Origin of the sequence: Methanolobus profundi (assembly GCF_900114835.1) — an archaeon.
GTDB classification, from domain to species: Archaea; Halobacteriota; Methanosarcinia; order Methanosarcinales; family Methanosarcinaceae; genus Methanolobus; species Methanolobus profundi.
In genome coordinates this window covers 1-16,747 of sequence record NZ_FOUJ01000005.1, presented here as the reverse complement: position 1 = coordinate 16,747, position 16,747 = coordinate 1, and the positions used below count along the sequence as shown (strand labels likewise).

Sequence of the window (16,747 nt, the reverse complement as noted above, 5' to 3'; positions counted from 1 at the left end):
TGAAATATAACTTGCCAAACTCCCTTATATTAATATAACTGCCGTCTTATAGATAAGCGCATCGTTTGCCACGATAAATTAAACTTATATGCAATAAGCAGAGCAATTGTTTACTCTTAAATTACATATCAAGATCAAAATTAAAGGTGAGAATATGGATAAGACGATCACGTACTTCGACGATGTCGGAAAAGCAAATACAGAAGAGGTTATGAAATTATCTGCAAAGAGAGCTGCAGAACTTGGGATCAAACACGTGGTACTTGCAAGCACAAGCGGTGAGACAGCACTCATAGCTGCAGAGGCGTTCAAGGACCAGGATGTAAAGATCATAGCAATGACCCACCAGTACGGACTGAAAGAACCTGGAGAATGGGAGGTCGATGAGGACAAGCTTGCAAAGCTCAATGAACTTGGCGTTGTAATGACCACACAGTCCCATATGTTCTCTGGTGTAGAACGTGCCATCCAGAAGCGTATTGGTGGTGCAAGCCGTGCAGATGTTATCTCCGACACACTCCGCGCAGTATTTGGAAAGGGCTTCAAGGTCGCGCTTGAATGTGTAATGATGGCAGCAGATTCAGGCCACATCCCTGTATCCGCAGATACAGAGATAATCGCAATTGGCGGGACAAGACAGGGAGCTGATGTATCTGTTGTGGTCAGACCTGCACATTCCTTTGATTTCTTTGCCATGCAGGTAAGGGAAATTATAGCAATGCCAAGAGCTAAGGAAGAGCCAAAATAAGACAATACGACCAGAAAAGACAACAAATAACCATAATATGCCGGATCTCCGGCCTATTATCCTATTTTATTGTATCCGAGTTCTTTGATTAATGATCGCAGATCACTTTTGCTCTTTTGATCCGGATGGATCAGATGCATCTTCATCGTCTGCAGAGCCATTGCTCTTAGCTGCTTTTTCCATAGAGTTCATGACAATATAGCTCTTGAGAAAATAAGCTGTGAAAAGAACAAATGCAACGAATAAAGCAATACCGATCAGTATCGCAGAAAGAGTATCCATAAAAAAGAAAATAGAAGTACCTTAGAGGTACTTACTGTGGCTTCTCGTAGAGAGCTGTCTTGGTCATCAGGTGGCCCTTCTTTGCGTGTGGCTGTCTGAAGACACTGTCGTTTGCTTTCTCGATCTCTCTTGCTTCGATAGCCAGCTGTGCTGCTGCGCGCATCATCTCGTGACCTGCTGCAGTTGTGAGGGTGACCTGCTCGATCTCCTTCATCATGAAGCATGCTGGGAAGTTGATCTTTGCGACCATATCAGCCATGTGCAGAGCTGCGAGACCCTTTGCCTTTGCGTATGGGTTGTTGAAACCTGCTCTCTCGATGCACTTCTCTGGCTTTGCGAGGATGTGTGGAAGTTCGAGTTCCTTACCTTCGTCTGCCATTGCAGCGACCTTGTCAAGCTCTTCCTGAATGAGTCTTACAACACCACAGGTTGAAAGGACCTTCATTGCGTCTGAGTTGAATGAAGCCATCTCTACAGGGTCAAGGAATTCGGTCTTTGCGCCGATAAGTGGGTCTACGGTCATGATGATGTAACCGAATCCTGCTTCCTCGAGTGCTGCACGGTCGTCCTTCTTTGTTGGACCGTCTGAGATGACGATACATGGAACGTCCTTGTATATCTCACGAGCTGCGGTTGGACCTGGTGCGCTTGAATTTGGGCTGATCATTACGTAGAAGTCAGCATCGAATTTCTTGAGTTCTTCTGTTGCTGCTGCTTCGTCTTTGCCCATTTTAGGACCGGTTCCGAAAGAACGAACGGTAATTCCTTCTCTTGCTGCGATCTCGTCCTGTACGAGGTCGACCACCTGGCTCATGCCTAAGTTACCTAGCTTTATGAATCCAATCTTTGCCATGTAAAATCACAGTAGTGCAATGTGCAGTGTAGCATATATTACTTTTGGAATGAGCCCGCTAGAATCCAAAAATGAGAAAATATACCAAAAGTGAAGTGAAAAATGAGAAAATATGATAGCGCCGCTCAACCTTACATGAAAAGTACTCGCTGCCGCACAGATACAGTAACATATAGCGCAAATATCCAAGATATCTTGATGATAATATTCGATTCTTTAATTCCTTACGCAACTTTCAGAAAATAGCACTGGTGTGAAACGTTCCTACCCGAAAACCTTAAAAGCAATGTAACGTATCTCACATCAATCTCGGCACTTAAATACTGTTTCAATACGGGATTCAAATTCCAGGTTTGATGAAGTGAATCGTACCAGCAATAATTCTGATAGAGTAAAGTTAGTGGTTTTTGATATGGACAGCACGCTTATCGATGCTGAGACCATTGACCAGCTAGCGCATGCCGCCGGAGTGGGAGACGAAGTGGCCGCTATCACTGAAAGAGCAATGCACGGAGAATTAGATTTTTCCGAAGCGCTTCTGGAAAGAGTTAGGCTGCTTAAAGGGCTTTCACTGGAAAAGGCACATGATGCACTTGACAGGATGCCTTTTATGCCCGGTGCGAAAGAACTGGTCTCTTACCTGAGATCCCGAGGATACAAGACTGCCATGATCTCCGGAGGATTCACCATAGCTGCAGAGCGTGTTGGTGAAACACTTGGAATGGATCATGTAGTGTCAAATGAGCTTCTTACAGACAATGGACATCTCACAGGAGAGGTCATAGGTCCCCTTAGAGATCAGGGTTCCAAGGAACACGTTCTTGAAGGGATCGCAAGCAAGTATGGGATCAAACCAAATGAATGTATAGTGGTTGGTGACGGCGCCAATGACATATGTATATTCAAAATGGCAAGGTATGCAATAGCATTCAATTCCAAACCGATCCTTCGCGAGTTTGCAGACATTGTCATAACTGAGAAGAACCTAGAAGCAGTTATACCGGTCATCCAGTCTCTGGATTCGGAATAATGCCAAGTATCGTGCATTAGAAATGCATGAAATGCCAGCTTTTTTGCTGGACCGGGAGGACAATAAGGAAATGATCAAAGAACTTAATGACAAGAAGACTGAGCTCAAAGCACAGTCCGAAGAATACAAGACAAAACGTAACGAGCTTAACGCAGAAGCAAGTGCACTTGCATCAAAGCGTAATGAGCTGAACAAGAAGACCAAGGACCTTATCAACGAAGCTCAGGAATACAAAGTACTCCGTGACGAGAACAATGAGAAGGTAAAGGAAAACAAGGCACTCCGTGACGAGGTCAACAACAAGGCAAACGACATATTTGCTAAGATAGACCAGATACGCAATGAGAACAACCTTGGCGGTCCTTCGATCAAAGACATACGCAAAGAGATCGACAGGCTTGAATTCGCACAGCAGACAGAAGTACTCACAACCAACAAGGAAAGAGAACTGGTTAACAAGATCACTGAACTCCAGAAGCAGTATGTTGTAAAGAAGCAGCAGCTTGAAGGAAATGAAGAGCTTAAGAACCTGCTTACAGATGCACAGGCTATCAGGGATGAAGCTTCAGAGTTCCATAATACACTTTCAGAATTTGCACAGAAAGCCCAGGAATATCATGACAAGATGATAACCACCTTCAAAGAGGCTGACAAAGTACGTGCAGAATCAGATTCAGCTCATAAAGAATTCGTTCAATTCCAGGAAAAGGCTGATGAACAGCACAAGCTATTCATAGCAGCGCAGAAAGAGATCCGCGATATCGATAAAGAACTCCGCAAGCTCAAGAGAGGAGACGTCGATGGAAAGAAGGAAGCTGCAAGAGCAGACGCACGCAAGGATGCAGAAGACATCATGGACAAGTTCAAGTCCGGCGAAAAGCTCACCATGGAAAACCTAATGGCGATCCAGAGATCAGGTTTCCTGAAATAATCAAATCAAAATTCAGAGGGTGGTTTTCACCCTCATTCAACTGTTTTTTTATAAACTAAAATTAGGACCAATAAGTGCATAACGCAGTTATTGTTCAAGTTTAAGGTGGATCTTTCTAAACTCAGTATCCCTCATAAGACATGGACCTGAGTTGAAAACAGGATCTTTGTATATCTTCTTCCATATAGCTGCCAGTTTCTCATAATGGATATTACCATATGGTTTTGGCATACATGCACATGGCAGAACATCTCCTTCAGGAGTGACATGGAGCCATTTCCTTCCTGCAAAACATCCCATTTTCCTGATTATCTGAGGTATAGGGAACACGCGGGGACCTTCGCCAGTAGAAGTACGTTCTACGAAATCATCGAACTTCTTCAGACCTTCGGGTGAAACTACCTCTTTCTCATGTTCCTGCCATCTTCCGGTAGGGACTATCTCATAGAAAGAGAGCTCATGTACACCAAGCTCTGTTGCAAGTTCATAGAAATCATCGAGCTCATCAACATTCCTCGGAGAAAGGACAACATAGATACCAACAAGAAGACCTGCATCAAGACCACATTTTATGGCATTGACAGCTTCCTTGAAGACTCCCGGCCTTCCACGCATATGATCATGACCTTCCTCGTTAGCACTATCAAGACTTATACTGAGCATTGAAAGACCTGCTCTTTTGAGACTCTGTGCACGTTCAGGGGTCATTCCCACACCAGAGGTGAAAAGACCTGGAATTGCCTTTGACTGGTCAACATAGCTTATCAGGTCCTCAAGCCCATCATACAACAAAGGCTCACCACCATCGAAGATGATAAGTGTGGTACCCATGTCCTGTGTCTGATCTATGACACTCTTCACAGCTTCAGGGTCGAGCTTTGCCTTGTTCTTAGTGTCCGGCAGGGCGCAGTGAAGGCACCTGTTAGGACATTCCTCTGTGATAGAGATGGTTATCTGCTCTGGAATGAACTTACCCCTCATAGCACTCATCTGGCTTGATACAAGCCTGTCAAATGCCTTGCTGGGGATAGGAGGCATCCATGTGGAATAGATGAGTTTATCATTTTCAACCTTTGATGGTTTCGTATCATCGAATATCTCCATCATATCCGAAACAAAAGAACCCATGACCGAAGATGCGATACCTGAGGTCTTCATCTTCACCCGATCGTTCTCGATCTGGGCATATACTTTGAACAATGGGTTCCGGTAAAAGTAATATTTCTTATTCATGGTTCATTTCGACCTGAATGCAGCTCTGTATGAAAGGATCGAAGAAGGATTGTTCTTCAGTATCATCTTTGATACTTGCAATGCCTGATTGAAAGGACTTCCGCTAAGTACCTTCAGGTCTTCACCTTCAAAGACCTCCATCATACCATCGATCTCCTTATCGGTCATTTTCCTGAGAGTTTCCATAGCGAACCTTCCAAGATAGTATTCTGTCCTGTAGGCATCGTTCCAGACCCTTCTGTACTCTGACAGTGACCTCTTAGAGGTGTCACCTTTCTTTATCGCATCTGCTGCGACATCGCCACACATCTGTCCTGCATGCATTCCATATCCAATACCAGACTGTGCTGCAGAACCTCCTACGATTATGACACCATCGGCCACGATCTCCCCGGGAATAGCAACTATGGGGTCACCCCCTGTGGACTTACTGATTATCTTAACCTCATCGAGCCCTTTCAGTGCCTTGAACTTCTCAAGCCATGCATCAAAGAAATCCGAGACATCCATTCCGTGCCTTCGTACATACATACCGAGAGTTGCCCTGTTACCGCCACATGGTGAATATGTGGATTTCCATCCTGGTGCATGATTACCCACATAATATTCGAAAAGGTCAGGTTCACCGATGCCTTCTGCCTCGATCTCAGCTTCCAGTGACCAGGCAATATCCTGTGGATGTTTGATAGGTTTCATTCCCAGAAGAGCACTTATCTTGGAATTGATACCATCGGAGACAATAACGAGTTTGCACTTTGCCTTGCCTTTGGAAGTGCTGACTATGAAACCGCCATCTTTCCTGAGAACATTTAGAACATCTATGCCGAAGCGAACATCCACACCTGCTTCCTTTGCCTGCTCGATGTAGAACTCATCGAACTTCTTACGGTCAAGGAAATAAGCATCGCCCTCGAAGATAACGTTCTTGCCAGAGGGTGCTATGATGTAGGCACCTTTGAGGTTCTTGATGACATAGCTCTGGTCCACTTCCTCTCCTGTACGGTCGAACATTCCTTTAAAGAATGTGTTGGCAGGGTGTGTTGGTACACCTGCAGCTTCCTTTTTGTCAAGAAGTATGACCTTGCAGCCTTTTCTTGATGCGTTCCTTGCTGCCATTACTCCTGCAGGGGAAGCTCCTATTACAATGATATCTGCATCCATGTTGAACCTCGTGAAGTTACCATAAGATACCGGAATATGCCGGTACGAGTATGCAAAGTATTACGTCAAGTATGAGAGAACCGAACATCAGGCCCCTATATCTGGAGCCCTGAAGGAACAGTTGTCCTCCACGTTGTTCTGTTGGGTTCTTTATAAAATCAAATGATTGGATAAGCATCCAGCCGCCTGCAAGCAGTGCACCTGCGAAGTATATAGGACCTATCTTTGCAGTGATCCCAATGGCTATGGAAGCTATAATTCCTACTGCCCACATGAAGGTCACAAATTTTGATGTTGCCGGAATACCGAATGTTACCGGAAATGTCGGTGCACCTCTTGCTCTGTCGCCTTCTACATCCCTTGCCACACCAGATAGTGTGAATCCCCAATCAGTGAAACACATCATAAGACCGAGGAAGATCGCAGGAAGCGGAAGGATAGAACCGTAGGAAGGTTCTTTGAGAATTCCGGCAGGGTCGAAAGCCAGCCAGATCCCAATTGGTACAAGTCCGTAAGCAATTCCCACAGGTACAAAACTAAGGAAGGTCATTCTCTTTGCGAGCTTTGAGTATACACTGATAGTTACTACAGCGATGACCAGAACAACGAATGATTCAGGATTTAGGTAAAGGGCTGCCGCACTGGCTATAAGGAAAAGTAGACCTGCGTACTTCAGTGCCTGATCCCTGCTGAGCTTGTTAGATACAAGTGGACGGTCCGGCAGGTTGATCGTGTCTATATCGACATCACAGCAGTCATTGAACACATAGGAACTTGTGATCGCTGCATAGCCTCCGATAACGGCTATTATGAACAGTATAGGATCTGGCAGTACCCCTATCGTGAGGTAAGAGGCCAATAAAGCACTTGCTGCAGGGAGAGCAAGATCCATATCCGCTATCTCCGGCCTCAACATTTCCAGATAGGGATTTCTCGTTTTTGAACCTGAAGTGGAAACCAAGTATATCACCAATAGATTATAGGTTCTAATCCCCGGTATTGTATATTAGTATTAGGGTTGTGCGCTAAAATCAACCCGGTTTCGGTTTTTAAAAAGAGAATTATCATTGAAGATAATTTTTACATATGCAGTACTCTAAGAAGCTTCCCCCTCCGCGATCTCCCTTATCCTCTTAATAATAGAGGCCAGGCCATTGGCCCTTGCAGGGGATAAGTTCGACTTCAGACCGACCTCTTCAATGAAATACAGATCAGTGTCAAGTATCTCCTGAGGATAGCGGTCGTTGAGCACTCTGAGTACAAGATATGTGATGCCTTTGGTTATCATTGCATCACTGTCGAACTCGAAGAGCAGTCTGCCGTTTTTAGTGTAGCTTCTGACCCATACTTTTGACTGGCAACCACTTATCGCGTTCTCTTCGGTCCTGAACTCTTCAGCCATGCTCCCGGCCTTTCTGGCAGAATTGATCAGAAGTTCATACTTATCGAACCACTCAAGCCCGTCGAACTCTTTTATGATCTCATCCTGAATGGGGTCGCTCATGAATACATCATCCTCACTTTTTCTATGCCTTCAATAAGCATGTCGGCATCTTCCTTTGTATTGTACATTGCAAAACTTGCCCTCACAGTGCCTTCAACACCCAATATCCTCATCAGTGGCTGAGCGCAGTGATGACCTGTCCTTACAGCGATTCCCATCTTATCCATTATCAGGCCTGCATCGTAATGATGGATCCCATCAAGGTTGAACGAAATAGCACCGCACATCTCATTCGTGTTTCCGTAAACGGCTACATCATCCATTTCCAGAAGCCTTTTCCTTGCATATGAATAGACCTCATTCTCATGCCTTTTGATATTGTCCATCCCTATTCTCTGCATATAATCGATGGCTGCACCAATGCTTATAGCTCCTGCAATATCAGGAGTTCCTGCTTCATATCGTAAAGGAGGATCCAGGTATGTCGTTCTTTCAATGGTCACTTTATCGACCATACCACCACCACCTCTTGCTGGCACCAGGTCTCTGAAACGCTCACCTGTATAAAGCACACCTACACCAGTGGATGCATACATCTTATGACCGGAGAAGGCAAGGAGATCACAACCTATATCCCTTACATCGATCGGCATATGCTGTATTGACTGGGCTGCATCCACAAGAACAGGAACATCATGTTCCTTTGCAATGCTGCAGATGGCTTTGATATCATTCACCGAACCAAGTACATTGGAAGCATGGCTGATAGCTACCAATTTCGTCCTGTCCGATATTTCAATGGAATCTATAAGCACATTGAGATCGTCATCCATAGGGATCACCTTTAATGTCGCTCCTGCCATCTGCCATGGAACGATATTTGAATGATGTTCCACACCCGTTACAATGACCTCATTTCCCCTCAAAGATGGCTCCAGGGACCGTGCCACCTGATTTATGGAATCTGTCGTACCTGCAGTGAATGCCACCTCTGCAGGATCACTGGCACCGATGAACTCACTGACCTTTTTCCTTGCATGCTCATACTTTTCACTTGAGACCTCGCTCAGGTAATGAACTCCCCTGTGGATATTACTATTATCGGACCTGTAGTACTCAGAAATAGCATCGATCACGCAGTTAGGTTTCTGGCTCGTTGCTGCGTTATCAAGATAGACCAGTCTTTTTCCATATACTTCTTTTTCAAGTATAGGAAAATCCTTTTTGACATCCATCATCTTTTCACCATTTCCACAAGTGAGAACCATTTTTTCTCATCAGTGAAGATCTCCTCCACATCAAGTCCACCGGCATCTGCCAGTTTCACGATATCATCAACGGAATATTTATGGGAATTCTCAGTATGGATCATCTCACCTTTTTCAATGATGATATGTTCATCCAACTCTGGTATCGTGATCTCCAGGTCCCTCTTTGCTCTCAGATGCATCTCTATCCGTGAATATTCCCTATTGAAAAAAGCAACATGTTCAAAATCAGCAGGGTTGATATCGGTTCCAAGATGGTCGTTAGTGACGTTCAGTATATTCCTGTTGAATTCAGCCGTGACACCCTGGTCATCATTATATGCCTTTTCAATGACACTGATATCCTTGACCATATCCATCCCAAGGATCAGCCGGTCATTTACATTCATGACCTCCCCAAGGTTTTCCATGAACTCCATTGACCTTGCATCACTGAGATTTCCAATTGTACTGCCAAAGAAACAGAAGAACCTTTTTCTGTTTCCGGGAATCTTCTCCATATGCTCAAGGAAGTCAGCTGTGATCCCATGTATCTTTATTTCAGGATATTTTTCATGGAGATTACATGCAGACTTCTCAATGGCCTCTTTGCATACATCAACCGGATAATAGGTCATTGTTGCACGGACATCTTCTGGTACTTCATCAAGGAAGACGGATATCTTTGAGCAGTCGCCACTCCCAAGCTCCACAATATCGCAGTTCTTAAGGTCCTGTTCCAATTTCCGGGCGGTCGAAGCAAGAAGTGGTATCTCTATCATGGGAGGGTAGTATTCCTCCAACTGTGTTATCTGCTCGAACAGCTCCGAACCACGATGGTCATAGAAGAACACGGAAGGGATCGTTTTTGGATCGGACCTCAATCCGGCCAACAGTTTATCCTTTACGGAACTTTCCCCGGTACGAGGCATGAGATCTTCAATTATCATTGCTCAGGCACCCCGGTCTCAAATGGAAGGTCATTATTACTCCATTCGAACCAGCCACCATCATAGACAGCTGCCTTGTCCCACCCCATAAGCCATGCGTTGAAGAAAGCCTCGCTGCCTCTCCAACCGGTCCCGCAGTAGAAGGCATTGTGAGTATCAGGAGTAATGCCTATCTTCTCCCAGCTTTCCATGACCTCATGATATTCACGCATGGTGTGGTCAAGATTCCTGTAGTTCTCCATGTGATACGCATCTGATCCACAGTCACCAAAGACCGAGCCTGGTATACGGCCTTTTTTCTCAATATAATTATAACCGCTTACCTCCCCGATATATTCCCTCCAGCTTCTGACACTCACCAGATTCTTATCAGGAGCTGCCAGAATAGCTTTTGCACCTTCCAGATCAACAGCTATCCCCGGATTTTGAGGGATATCAACACCAAAAGAGACACGAAAGTTGCTTACCGGAACTTTGGTAATATCATAGCCCGAATCAAGCCAGGACTGAAGACCTCCGTTAAGGATACGAACATCCTTTACACCAGCATAGAGCATTATGAAAGCACATCTCATTGCCCCCAGATGACCTGCACTGCTTCCTGGAAACGGGTCGTCATTGTTCGGAAAGGAGAATCTCCCGTAAACGATCACAGTAGAATCATGAGTTATACCTGCTTTTTCCAGAGTTTCCTTCAGTTCCTCAGGAGACCGACGGTTCCATGTTTCTGTGGATTCAAGAGAATTGGTATCCATAGATATTGCTCCTGGAATATGGCCTTCTTCATAATCGGAGGGATTCCTGTAGTGAGCATGACATAGGACAAATCTGTCATTGTCATATTCAGGAGCATTGTTCGTGGTGATCAACTGGTTCAGCCAGTCTGCTGAAACAAGCTGCCTGTATCTTTCAAGATCATCCATTGGATAATCTTTTTCCACCCATTCTGAAAAAGAGTTGAGAACAGAGACATCAGGATAGCCAGCCCTCTCAAATTGCCTGGCAACTTCCTCTGCCCTGGCCCGGTCATAACCATAGATCACCAAAGGATCATCAGGAAGAATATTTTTGTTCCTTACTATCTCGATCCAGTCAATATAATGTAACCACTTGTAAGGCAACAATCTGGCACCTTTTATGTGCCCGCCTTTTGCCTCCCCATTCTCCTTCCATCCATTATAAGCATCAACAGACCGTATATCGATCAATTGATATTTATCTATATTTTCCAATAGCTCATCAGTAAAAATAACTCCCATAAAATTACATTAGTTTTACACTTAAAAGATATTCGGTGCAGAAATTTCCAAATGTCTTTATTTTAAAATGAAAATGTCCCTGACATATAGTCAGGGTAACATGAAATAAAAATGATCAGTCGCTCTTTGGTGGAACAACTGTAAAGTTATCCATCGCTGCGAGTTTCTCAACCAGAGGATGCTCGAACGTGTCTTTCATAAGGAAAGTATAGGTTGCATCAGGGTTTAGCTCCACAAGCTTGATGGTGTTCTGATAAGCGGTCTCAAGTGATTCATAGTCAGGGGTCCTTACAACCTCTGCATTGAATGGATAGACCTCTGCAAGTTCCTGCGGATAGGAACCAAATGGCGGCTTGAACATCAGGACATTGTCATACTCTTTGTCTATTTTCGTAGGGTATGCTCTTATTAACACAGAACCTTCGATCGTTAGTCTTTCAAGCTGTTTATTGAAGCGCAGTACTTCAGGTCTCTTTGAGGATTCAGGTCCGCAGTAGAATAAGGTGGACTTGGATGAAGGGTCACACTCTTCCAGCCATTCGGAATATGTGTACATCTGTTTCAGTGCTTCCAGCATTCTTGGATGGGAACGGCAACGCTGTTCCACAAGCTCCAGAAGATTACCTTCCCATATAGCCTGCTTTACCTCACGCATCTCCTCAAATGTCACATAGAGGTTGTGCCTTGCAAGAAGATCGGTACAATTATGTGCCTTTTTCAGTTCTTCTGCTGTGTGAGCTATACATACAGGACAGGAACATGGTAGATACTTCAGTTTATCCACATGATAAGTACCCCTTGAAGTAATGTAGCGCCTGTCCTTTGCATAAAGTGCATAGGCTGCAGAGTCAAAGAGATCACATCCCAGAGCAACTGCAAGTGCGAACATCATTGGGTGTCCTGCACCGAAGAGATGTACTGGTGCTACCGGGTCAAGACCTTTCTTTGCAGATGCAATAACATCAACAAGGTCTGCATAGCGATAAGATTCCATTAATGGAACAACAGCACCGAATGGATAGACATCAAAACCAACATCTGAAAGCTCACGGGCACATTCCTCACGGAGGTCTTTGTAAGTTGCACCCTGTACAGGACCTGCCAGAAGCATGCCATCTTTTACAAGTTCCCTTGCAGCTTTCAGACGGCCTATAGTGATATCCATATCCTCCTTTGCTTTCTCATAGGAGACATCAGGATGTGTAGGGATATCCAGAGGAACACCGATATCTGTACCGATCTTTTGCTGGAAATCGATGATCATCTCGTTGGTAACCTCTACCTCACCATAGACTGATAACTGGAACGAACCGGAATCGGTCATTATGGGACCGTCAAAATCGAGCAATGCATGCAAACCGTCTTTCAGTGCCTTTTCCCTTAGTTCATCTTTACGGTAGATGATGTATGAATTAGTGATAAGTATCTCAGCACCAAAATCCCTCATCTCAGAGGGTTTTATGGTCTGGAGATTTGGATTGATAACAGGCATTACAGTAGGGGTCTCTACCACTCCGTGGGGAGTGGTCAGCTTACCGATACGCCCTGCTGCATCCTTATGGATTATATCGAATTGTGACATGAGCCAGTAGATGAGGTTAAGATATATTTAAGCTTCCTCCCGGGAAAACAAGGAAGAATATCTAAAGACAAAATAAGGGAAGGTCAAAGGGTCATTCACTATGTTGCACGATATAATTTATAATGTTTCAGTGAGCATTATTAGATATGTACGAGCTGCATACCCCTGTTGACACAAAGGCTGTGGCCAAGTACATGGGATATTATCTCATAGCTTTTACATTCGTGCTTATCGTACCAATGATAGCTGCACTTTTATTTTCCAACATTGAAGCTGCAATATATTATGGAGCTACCGCTGTTGCAGCGTTCGGTCTCGGATCAATAATATACAGAACCTTACCGGAGTATGAACTGGAAACAAAAGAAGCACTTGTTATCGTGGCCCTTGTGTTCCCTGTCTCTGCATTTCTCAGTGCTATACCAATGTCACTCTCAACTGGAATGACGTTATTCGACGCTTATTTTGAAAGTGTGTCAGCAGTGACAACTACCGGACTCAGTGTTGCGCCTGCTGATGTTGGACCGGTCTTCCTGTTCGCCCGTTCGTGGGGTCAGTGGGTCGGTGGAATAGGAATAATCCTTGTTGTGCTTTCAGTATTGATAAGCCCGGGAACAACAGCATACCGGATATACAAGGCCAATTATGGAGACATGAAGATCAAACCAACTGTTATATCCACAACACGAACACTTGGTAAGGTGTACATTGTCATAACATTAGTATCGATAATACTGCTACTTCTCAGCGGCATGTCACTCTTTGATTCAATATGTCATGCATTCTGCTGTGTTTCAACAGGTGGGTTCTCAACACAGGCCTCTAGCATTGGTGCGTATCAAGGGAATCTCATACCTGCTGCCATCAGCATATCGTGCCTTCTGGGTGCAGTGAGTTTCGTACTGTATCCATATCTGTTGAAAAAGCCGGAGAAGTTCTTCAGGAACAAGGAACTGAGATATTTTCTGGCACTTATCGCTATTGGTTCGGTCTTGTTTGCCTTTACGCTTTCAAAGGAGAACTTTGGATATAATGTCATCAAAGACAACCTTTTCCAGATAATATCCGCGGTCACAACTGCTGGTTTCTCTACATTTGACCTGTCCATATTATCAGAAGCATCGAAAGCTGTATTGATATTCATGATGTGGATAGGTGGGAATATGGGTTCAACTGCAGGAGGAATTAAGGTTTTCAGGGTTCTTCTGCTTTTTAAGGTGGTCCACAATGTCCTTCTAAGATTGTTCCTTCCAAAAGAGAACATTACTCCAATGAAGATAGAGGAACATGTAATAGAAAGTGATGAGATATACAACCTTGTGACCTTCATGTTACTTTATACTTTGATACTGGTCGTCTCAGCATTCATTTTCATGCTTCACGGAATTGATACAAGCAGCTCAGTGTTCGAGGTATCCAGCGCATTGAGCACTGTGGGTCTTTCGGCAGGGACTACAAGTGCTGCAATGCCATTTGTACTGAAAGCAGTATTGATAATAGACATGTTGTTCGGAAGGATCGAAATAATACCATTGATATTGATATTCATGCCTGGAACATGGTTCAAAAGGAAACGGACAAATAAGAGGATGGTGAAAATATGAGAGTTATCATAGTAGGTGCAGGTTCACTTGGAATACAGCTCACAAAGAACATGATAGAACAGGGAAGAGAGGTAATACTTATAGAGAAGGATGAGGCAATAGCTAAAGAGCTGGCAGAGACACTGGATTGTACAGTGATAAATGCGGAGGGGACAAGACCTGACATCCTTGAAAAAGCAGACCTTTCCAATGCCGATGCAATAGTTGCCTGTACGAGCAATGATCAGAACAATATTCTCATAGGATTGATCGCCAGGGATGCAAAGGTGGGTAAGATCATTCTCAAGATTGATGATAAACAGTTCATGGACGTTGCCAATAAACTTGGATTCTATTATATGATAAATCCATCAAGCATATCGTCCAGGTACATATCGGACGTGATAAGAGGAATAAATACGATCGAACTAAGTAATCTGGTCCGCTCCAATGTTCGTTTTATGGGCGTTATTATCACAGAAGATGTCATCAATATGAAACTATCAGAGATATCGCTGCCTGAAGATAGTGCATTCATAGGACTTTACCGTAAGAATGAATTCATCCTTGCAGAAAAAGACCCTAAGTTGAGGGAAAAAGATGAGGTAATAATTGTTACAAACGCAGATCTAATAAAGGATGTACATGAGGCACTAGGAAGAAAGAACGAAAATTGAGAAATTCAGGGAGGAAGGTGCCCTGAATTAAAACAAAACCTATTGGTCTAGAAAGACTCATTTATTTGTCATAAAACAATACCATTCGGTCAATTATCATTTTTCTACAACGTTCATTATATCTGCAAGTTCAAGACCTTCACTACCAATATCTGAGAGCTGACTGAAAATTTCTGCTTTTGCGATATATTTTTCTGTTCGGGTTTCATCCGGACGCTCGATCTTAATTGTGATCTCTTCCTTATTATAGCCTTTATCGAGACATTCATTGATCAAGTCACCATACTTTGAAGCGATGATCTTAAGGCAATCAAATACTCGGTTCTCAGATATTGCATCTTTACCGTCGATCAAAACCTTAGAAAGTACACGAGACTGAACAGCCACTAAAAAATATTGCTTCATTTTTTTTATAAGAAGCAGGACTTCTTCTTCTTCCAGAGATTGGACCAATTCCTCATCAACAGTTATGTCATGATCATTATGGAATATCATGAAGGTATTTTCATCAGCAACTATTCTGAAGACATGCTCGGAATCATCATCCTTTAGTAGGGCTTCAAGGTGTTCGTCACCATCATATTCCATGGAAATAATGCGGTGATCGGATAGATCCATGTTCTTCACCTTATTTTCCCGATGTAATAAGCCGCCTGAAACCCATATAGGTACATGGAATTTTTTATAAAAATGCTCTACTTTCAGCGAGGTTGAATTAAGATCCAAATCAAACCAGTATTCCATGTTCTCAGCAAATGAGATCTGCTTTCCACGGATACTTCCGTCTTCCTGTTCAAGTATATATGTGTCTGTTGAATTATAGATCGTGCCTTCAAAGAAAGAGTTTAGAAGAGACATAATTTTAGTGCTTAACTGATCAAGTTCAAAATCTGCGGTTTTCACATTATCTTCAAGCTTTTTTCCAAGTTCTGTTTTTCTCTTGGAACAAATAGAAGATATTGATGCGACCGACTCATCTATCACACCGGTAATATCAATTCCTTCAATATTTTTGTTTAGTTCCTGTATCGCTTTTGTGATACCGGTTTCAAACCCATCAAGGGCTTTGACCTCATTTTCAAACGATATAGTACCTTTTTTCTTCTCTTCATTGAGAAGACGGGATGCTTTCTCAAGTGGATGTACCTCTTTAGATAATTTAATAAATTCCTGTATATCCTTTATGAAGTCCCGTTGAATAGGCAATTCTGTAGAATCCTGAAATGTATATTTCATATAATTAACCCCATTTTACATGGGATGTCTATGGATAAATACTATTGTAAGTAATAAAGTGAATATTTTGAATGATGTATCTAAAAGTACGCCAAACTCACTGAGAACATGTCTATTTCAGATTTTACAAATGAATTAGGGAAAATATCTGAAAGAATACCGACTAAAAAGTAGAGTCTATGCAAAAGATAAAAACTACAAATTCAAAGCTCTTGATATTAAAAGTTGTAATCCAGAAAAAGAATAGATAAGGTTAAATGAGTGAGATGGCAGCGATCCAGAGTTCCCGAAGACTCTCGTACTTCAGTACAGTAAGGAACGCTGGCAGGCTTATCTTCTGTGTTCGGTATGGGTACAGGAATTGCCCTGCCGCTATGGCCGCCAAACTCACTCAAATGAATGTTGATGAAAGTAAAGCCAAGGTCCGGATTCGAACCGGAATGGAATCGCTCTGCAGGCGATTGCGTAGCCGCTCCGCCACCTTGGCAATGAGCGATTCACAAATGAATCCATTACATTTATACTTTACTT

General features: G+C 43.4%; 16 protein-coding genes, 1 tRNA gene and 1 rRNA gene. 5 read left to right on the top strand and 13 right to left on the bottom strand.

Annotated elements, in window-relative coordinates; translation table 11 throughout:
• Positions 1 to 154: 154 nt before the first annotated feature.
• Positions 155 to 748, top strand: coding sequence for a pyruvate kinase alpha/beta domain-containing protein (locus BM008_RS11200; protein WP_091937035.1), 594 nt, complete (start codon positions 155 to 157; stop codon positions 746 to 748).
• A 102-nt stretch (positions 749 to 850) separates the two neighbouring features.
• Here BM008_RS11200 and BM008_RS11195 read toward each other — a convergent pair whose 3' ends face one another.
• Both BM008_RS11195 and BM008_RS11190 read right to left on the bottom strand, forming a co-directional pair.
• On the bottom strand, positions 851 to 1,030 hold the full coding sequence (locus BM008_RS11195) for a hypothetical protein (RefSeq protein WP_091937033.1): 180 nt from the start codon (positions 1,028 to 1,030) through the stop codon (positions 851 to 853).
• A gap of 31 nt (positions 1,031 to 1,061) precedes the next feature.
• Positions 1,062 to 1,883 (bottom strand): F420-dependent methylenetetrahydromethanopterin dehydrogenase, encoded by an 822-nt coding sequence (locus BM008_RS11190; RefSeq protein WP_091937031.1) that lies wholly within the window; start codon positions 1,881 to 1,883, stop codon positions 1,062 to 1,064.
• Between the two features lie 412 nt (positions 1,884 to 2,295).
• On the opposite strand from BM008_RS11190, the gene serB reads away from it, so the two are divergent.
• Together serB and BM008_RS11180 are read left to right on the top strand one after the other, a co-directional pair.
• On the top strand, positions 2,296 to 2,913 hold the full coding sequence (serB, locus tag BM008_RS11185; RefSeq protein ID WP_245748021.1) for a phosphoserine phosphatase SerB: 618 nt from the start codon (positions 2,296 to 2,298) through the stop codon (positions 2,911 to 2,913).
• Between the two features lie 70 nt (positions 2,914 to 2,983).
• Positions 2,984 to 3,844 carry a coiled-coil protein gene (locus BM008_RS11180; protein WP_091937028.1) on the top strand — a complete coding sequence of 287 codons (861 nt, stop codon included), beginning with the start codon at positions 2,984 to 2,986 and terminating at the stop codon, positions 3,842 to 3,844.
• 87 nt (positions 3,845 to 3,931) lie between these two features.
• On the opposite strand, the gene BM008_RS11175 is transcribed toward BM008_RS11180, so the two are convergent.
• From BM008_RS11175 to tgtA, 8 genes are all read right to left on the bottom strand, one after another.
• A complete protein-coding gene (locus tag BM008_RS11175) occupies positions 3,932 to 5,077 on the bottom strand; it encodes a radical SAM/SPASM domain-containing protein (protein ID WP_091937026.1) in 1,146 nt (381 codons plus the stop codon).
• Positions 5,078 to 5,080: 3 nt separating this feature from the next.
• On the bottom strand, positions 5,081 to 6,238 hold the full coding sequence (locus BM008_RS11170) for an NAD(P)/FAD-dependent oxidoreductase (protein WP_091937024.1): 1,158 nt from the start codon (positions 6,236 to 6,238) through the stop codon (positions 5,081 to 5,083).
• A gap of 16 nt (positions 6,239 to 6,254) precedes the next feature.
• Entirely contained in the window at positions 6,255 to 7,199 is a 945-nt protein-coding gene (locus BM008_RS11165) for a UbiA family prenyltransferase (RefSeq protein WP_177188050.1), read from the bottom strand.
• A 135-nt stretch (positions 7,200 to 7,334) separates the two neighbouring features.
• On the bottom strand, positions 7,335 to 7,742 hold the full coding sequence (locus tag BM008_RS11160) for a SufE family protein (protein WP_091937023.1): 408 nt from the start codon (positions 7,740 to 7,742) through the stop codon (positions 7,335 to 7,337).
• Positions 7,739 to 8,950, bottom strand: coding sequence for an aminotransferase class V-fold PLP-dependent enzyme (locus tag BM008_RS11155; RefSeq protein WP_245748020.1), 1,212 nt, complete (start codon positions 8,948 to 8,950; stop codon positions 7,739 to 7,741). The genes BM008_RS11160 and BM008_RS11155 overlap by 4 nt, the downstream gene beginning before the upstream one ends.
• Positions 8,917 to 9,879: an L-histidine N(alpha)-methyltransferase gene (gene egtD / locus BM008_RS11150; protein ID WP_091937021.1), complete on the bottom strand. Its 963-nt coding sequence runs from the start codon at positions 9,877 to 9,879 to the stop codon at positions 8,917 to 8,919. The genes BM008_RS11155 and egtD overlap by 34 nt, the downstream gene beginning before the upstream one ends.
• Entirely contained in the window at positions 9,876 to 11,111 is a 1,236-nt protein-coding gene (locus BM008_RS11145; RefSeq protein ID WP_245748019.1) for a rhodanese-like domain-containing protein, read from the bottom strand. Before BM008_RS11145 ends, egtD begins: the two co-directional genes overlap by 4 nt.
• Positions 11,112 to 11,253: 142 nt before the next feature.
• The gene (gene tgtA, locus BM008_RS11140; RefSeq protein ID WP_091937017.1) at positions 11,254 to 12,720 is read right to left on the bottom strand and encodes a tRNA guanosine(15) transglycosylase TgtA; all 1,467 of its coding nucleotides are present in this window, start codon (positions 12,718 to 12,720) and stop codon (positions 11,254 to 11,256) included.
• A 146-nt stretch (positions 12,721 to 12,866) separates the two neighbouring features.
• Here tgtA and BM008_RS11135 point away from each other — a divergent pair, with 146 nt between their 5' ends.
• Together BM008_RS11135 and BM008_RS11130 are read left to right on the top strand one after the other, a co-directional pair.
• On the top strand, positions 12,867 to 14,324 hold the full coding sequence (locus BM008_RS11135; protein ID WP_091937015.1) for a TrkH family potassium uptake protein: 1,458 nt from the start codon (positions 12,867 to 12,869) through the stop codon (positions 14,322 to 14,324).
• A complete protein-coding gene (locus BM008_RS11130; protein ID WP_091937013.1) occupies positions 14,321 to 14,980 on the top strand; it encodes a potassium channel family protein in 660 nt (219 codons plus the stop codon). Before BM008_RS11135 ends, BM008_RS11130 begins: the two co-directional genes overlap by 4 nt.
• Before the next feature lie 96 nt (positions 14,981 to 15,076).
• Here BM008_RS11130 and BM008_RS11125 read toward each other — a convergent pair whose 3' ends face one another.
• The 3 genes from BM008_RS11125 to BM008_RS11115 all read right to left on the bottom strand — a co-directional run bounded on the left by BM008_RS11125 (position 15,077) and on the right by BM008_RS11115 (position 16,703).
• Positions 15,077 to 16,216, bottom strand: coding sequence for a hypothetical protein (locus tag BM008_RS11125; protein WP_091937011.1), 1,140 nt, complete (start codon positions 16,214 to 16,216; stop codon positions 15,077 to 15,079).
• 264 nt (positions 16,217 to 16,480) lie between these two features.
• Positions 16,481 to 16,602: ribosomal RNA gene (rrf, locus tag BM008_RS11120) — 5S ribosomal RNA — on the bottom strand.
• 29 nt (positions 16,603 to 16,631) lie between these two features.
• Positions 16,632 to 16,703, bottom strand: a tRNA-Cys gene (locus BM008_RS11115).
• Positions 16,704 to 16,747 lie beyond the last annotated feature (44 nt).

Bases quoted from the DNA above. Each gene is read 5' to 3' on its own strand.
- BM008_RS11200 (WP_091937035.1), top strand. From the start codon at position 155: ATGGATAAGACGATCACGTACTTCGACGATGTCGGAAAAGCAAATACA.
- BM008_RS11195 (WP_091937033.1), bottom strand. From the start codon at position 1,030: ATGGATACTCTTTCTGCGATACTGATCGGTATTGCTTTATTCGTTGCA.
- BM008_RS11190 (WP_091937031.1), bottom strand. From the start codon at position 1,883: ATGGCAAAGATTGGATTCATAAAGCTAGGTAACTTAGGCATGAGCCAG.
- serB (WP_245748021.1), top strand. From the start codon at position 2,296: ATGGACAGCACGCTTATCGATGCTGAGACCATTGACCAGCTAGCGCAT.
- BM008_RS11180 (WP_091937028.1), top strand. From the start codon at position 2,984: ATGATCAAAGAACTTAATGACAAGAAGACTGAGCTCAAAGCACAGTCC.
- BM008_RS11175 (WP_091937026.1), bottom strand. From the start codon at position 5,077: ATGAATAAGAAATATTACTTTTACCGGAACCCATTGTTCAAAGTATAT.
- BM008_RS11170 (WP_091937024.1), bottom strand. From the start codon at position 6,238: ATGGATGCAGATATCATTGTAATAGGAGCTTCCCCTGCAGGAGTAATG.
- BM008_RS11160 (WP_091937023.1), bottom strand. From the start codon at position 7,742: ATGAGCGACCCCATTCAGGATGAGATCATAAAAGAGTTCGACGGGCTT.
- BM008_RS11155 (WP_245748020.1), bottom strand. From the start codon at position 8,950: ATGGTTCTCACTTGTGGAAATGGTGAAAAGATGATGGATGTCAAAAAG.
- egtD (WP_091937021.1), bottom strand. From the start codon at position 9,879: ATGATAATTGAAGATCTCATGCCTCGTACCGGGGAAAGTTCCGTAAAG.
- tgtA (WP_091937017.1), bottom strand. From the start codon at position 12,720: ATGTCACAATTCGATATAATCCATAAGGATGCAGCAGGGCGTATCGGT.
- BM008_RS11135 (WP_091937015.1), top strand. From the start codon at position 12,867: ATGTACGAGCTGCATACCCCTGTTGACACAAAGGCTGTGGCCAAGTAC.
- BM008_RS11130 (WP_091937013.1), top strand. From the start codon at position 14,321: ATGAGAGTTATCATAGTAGGTGCAGGTTCACTTGGAATACAGCTCACA.
- BM008_RS11125 (WP_091937011.1), bottom strand. From the start codon at position 16,216: ATGAAATATACATTTCAGGATTCTACAGAATTGCCTATTCAACGGGAC.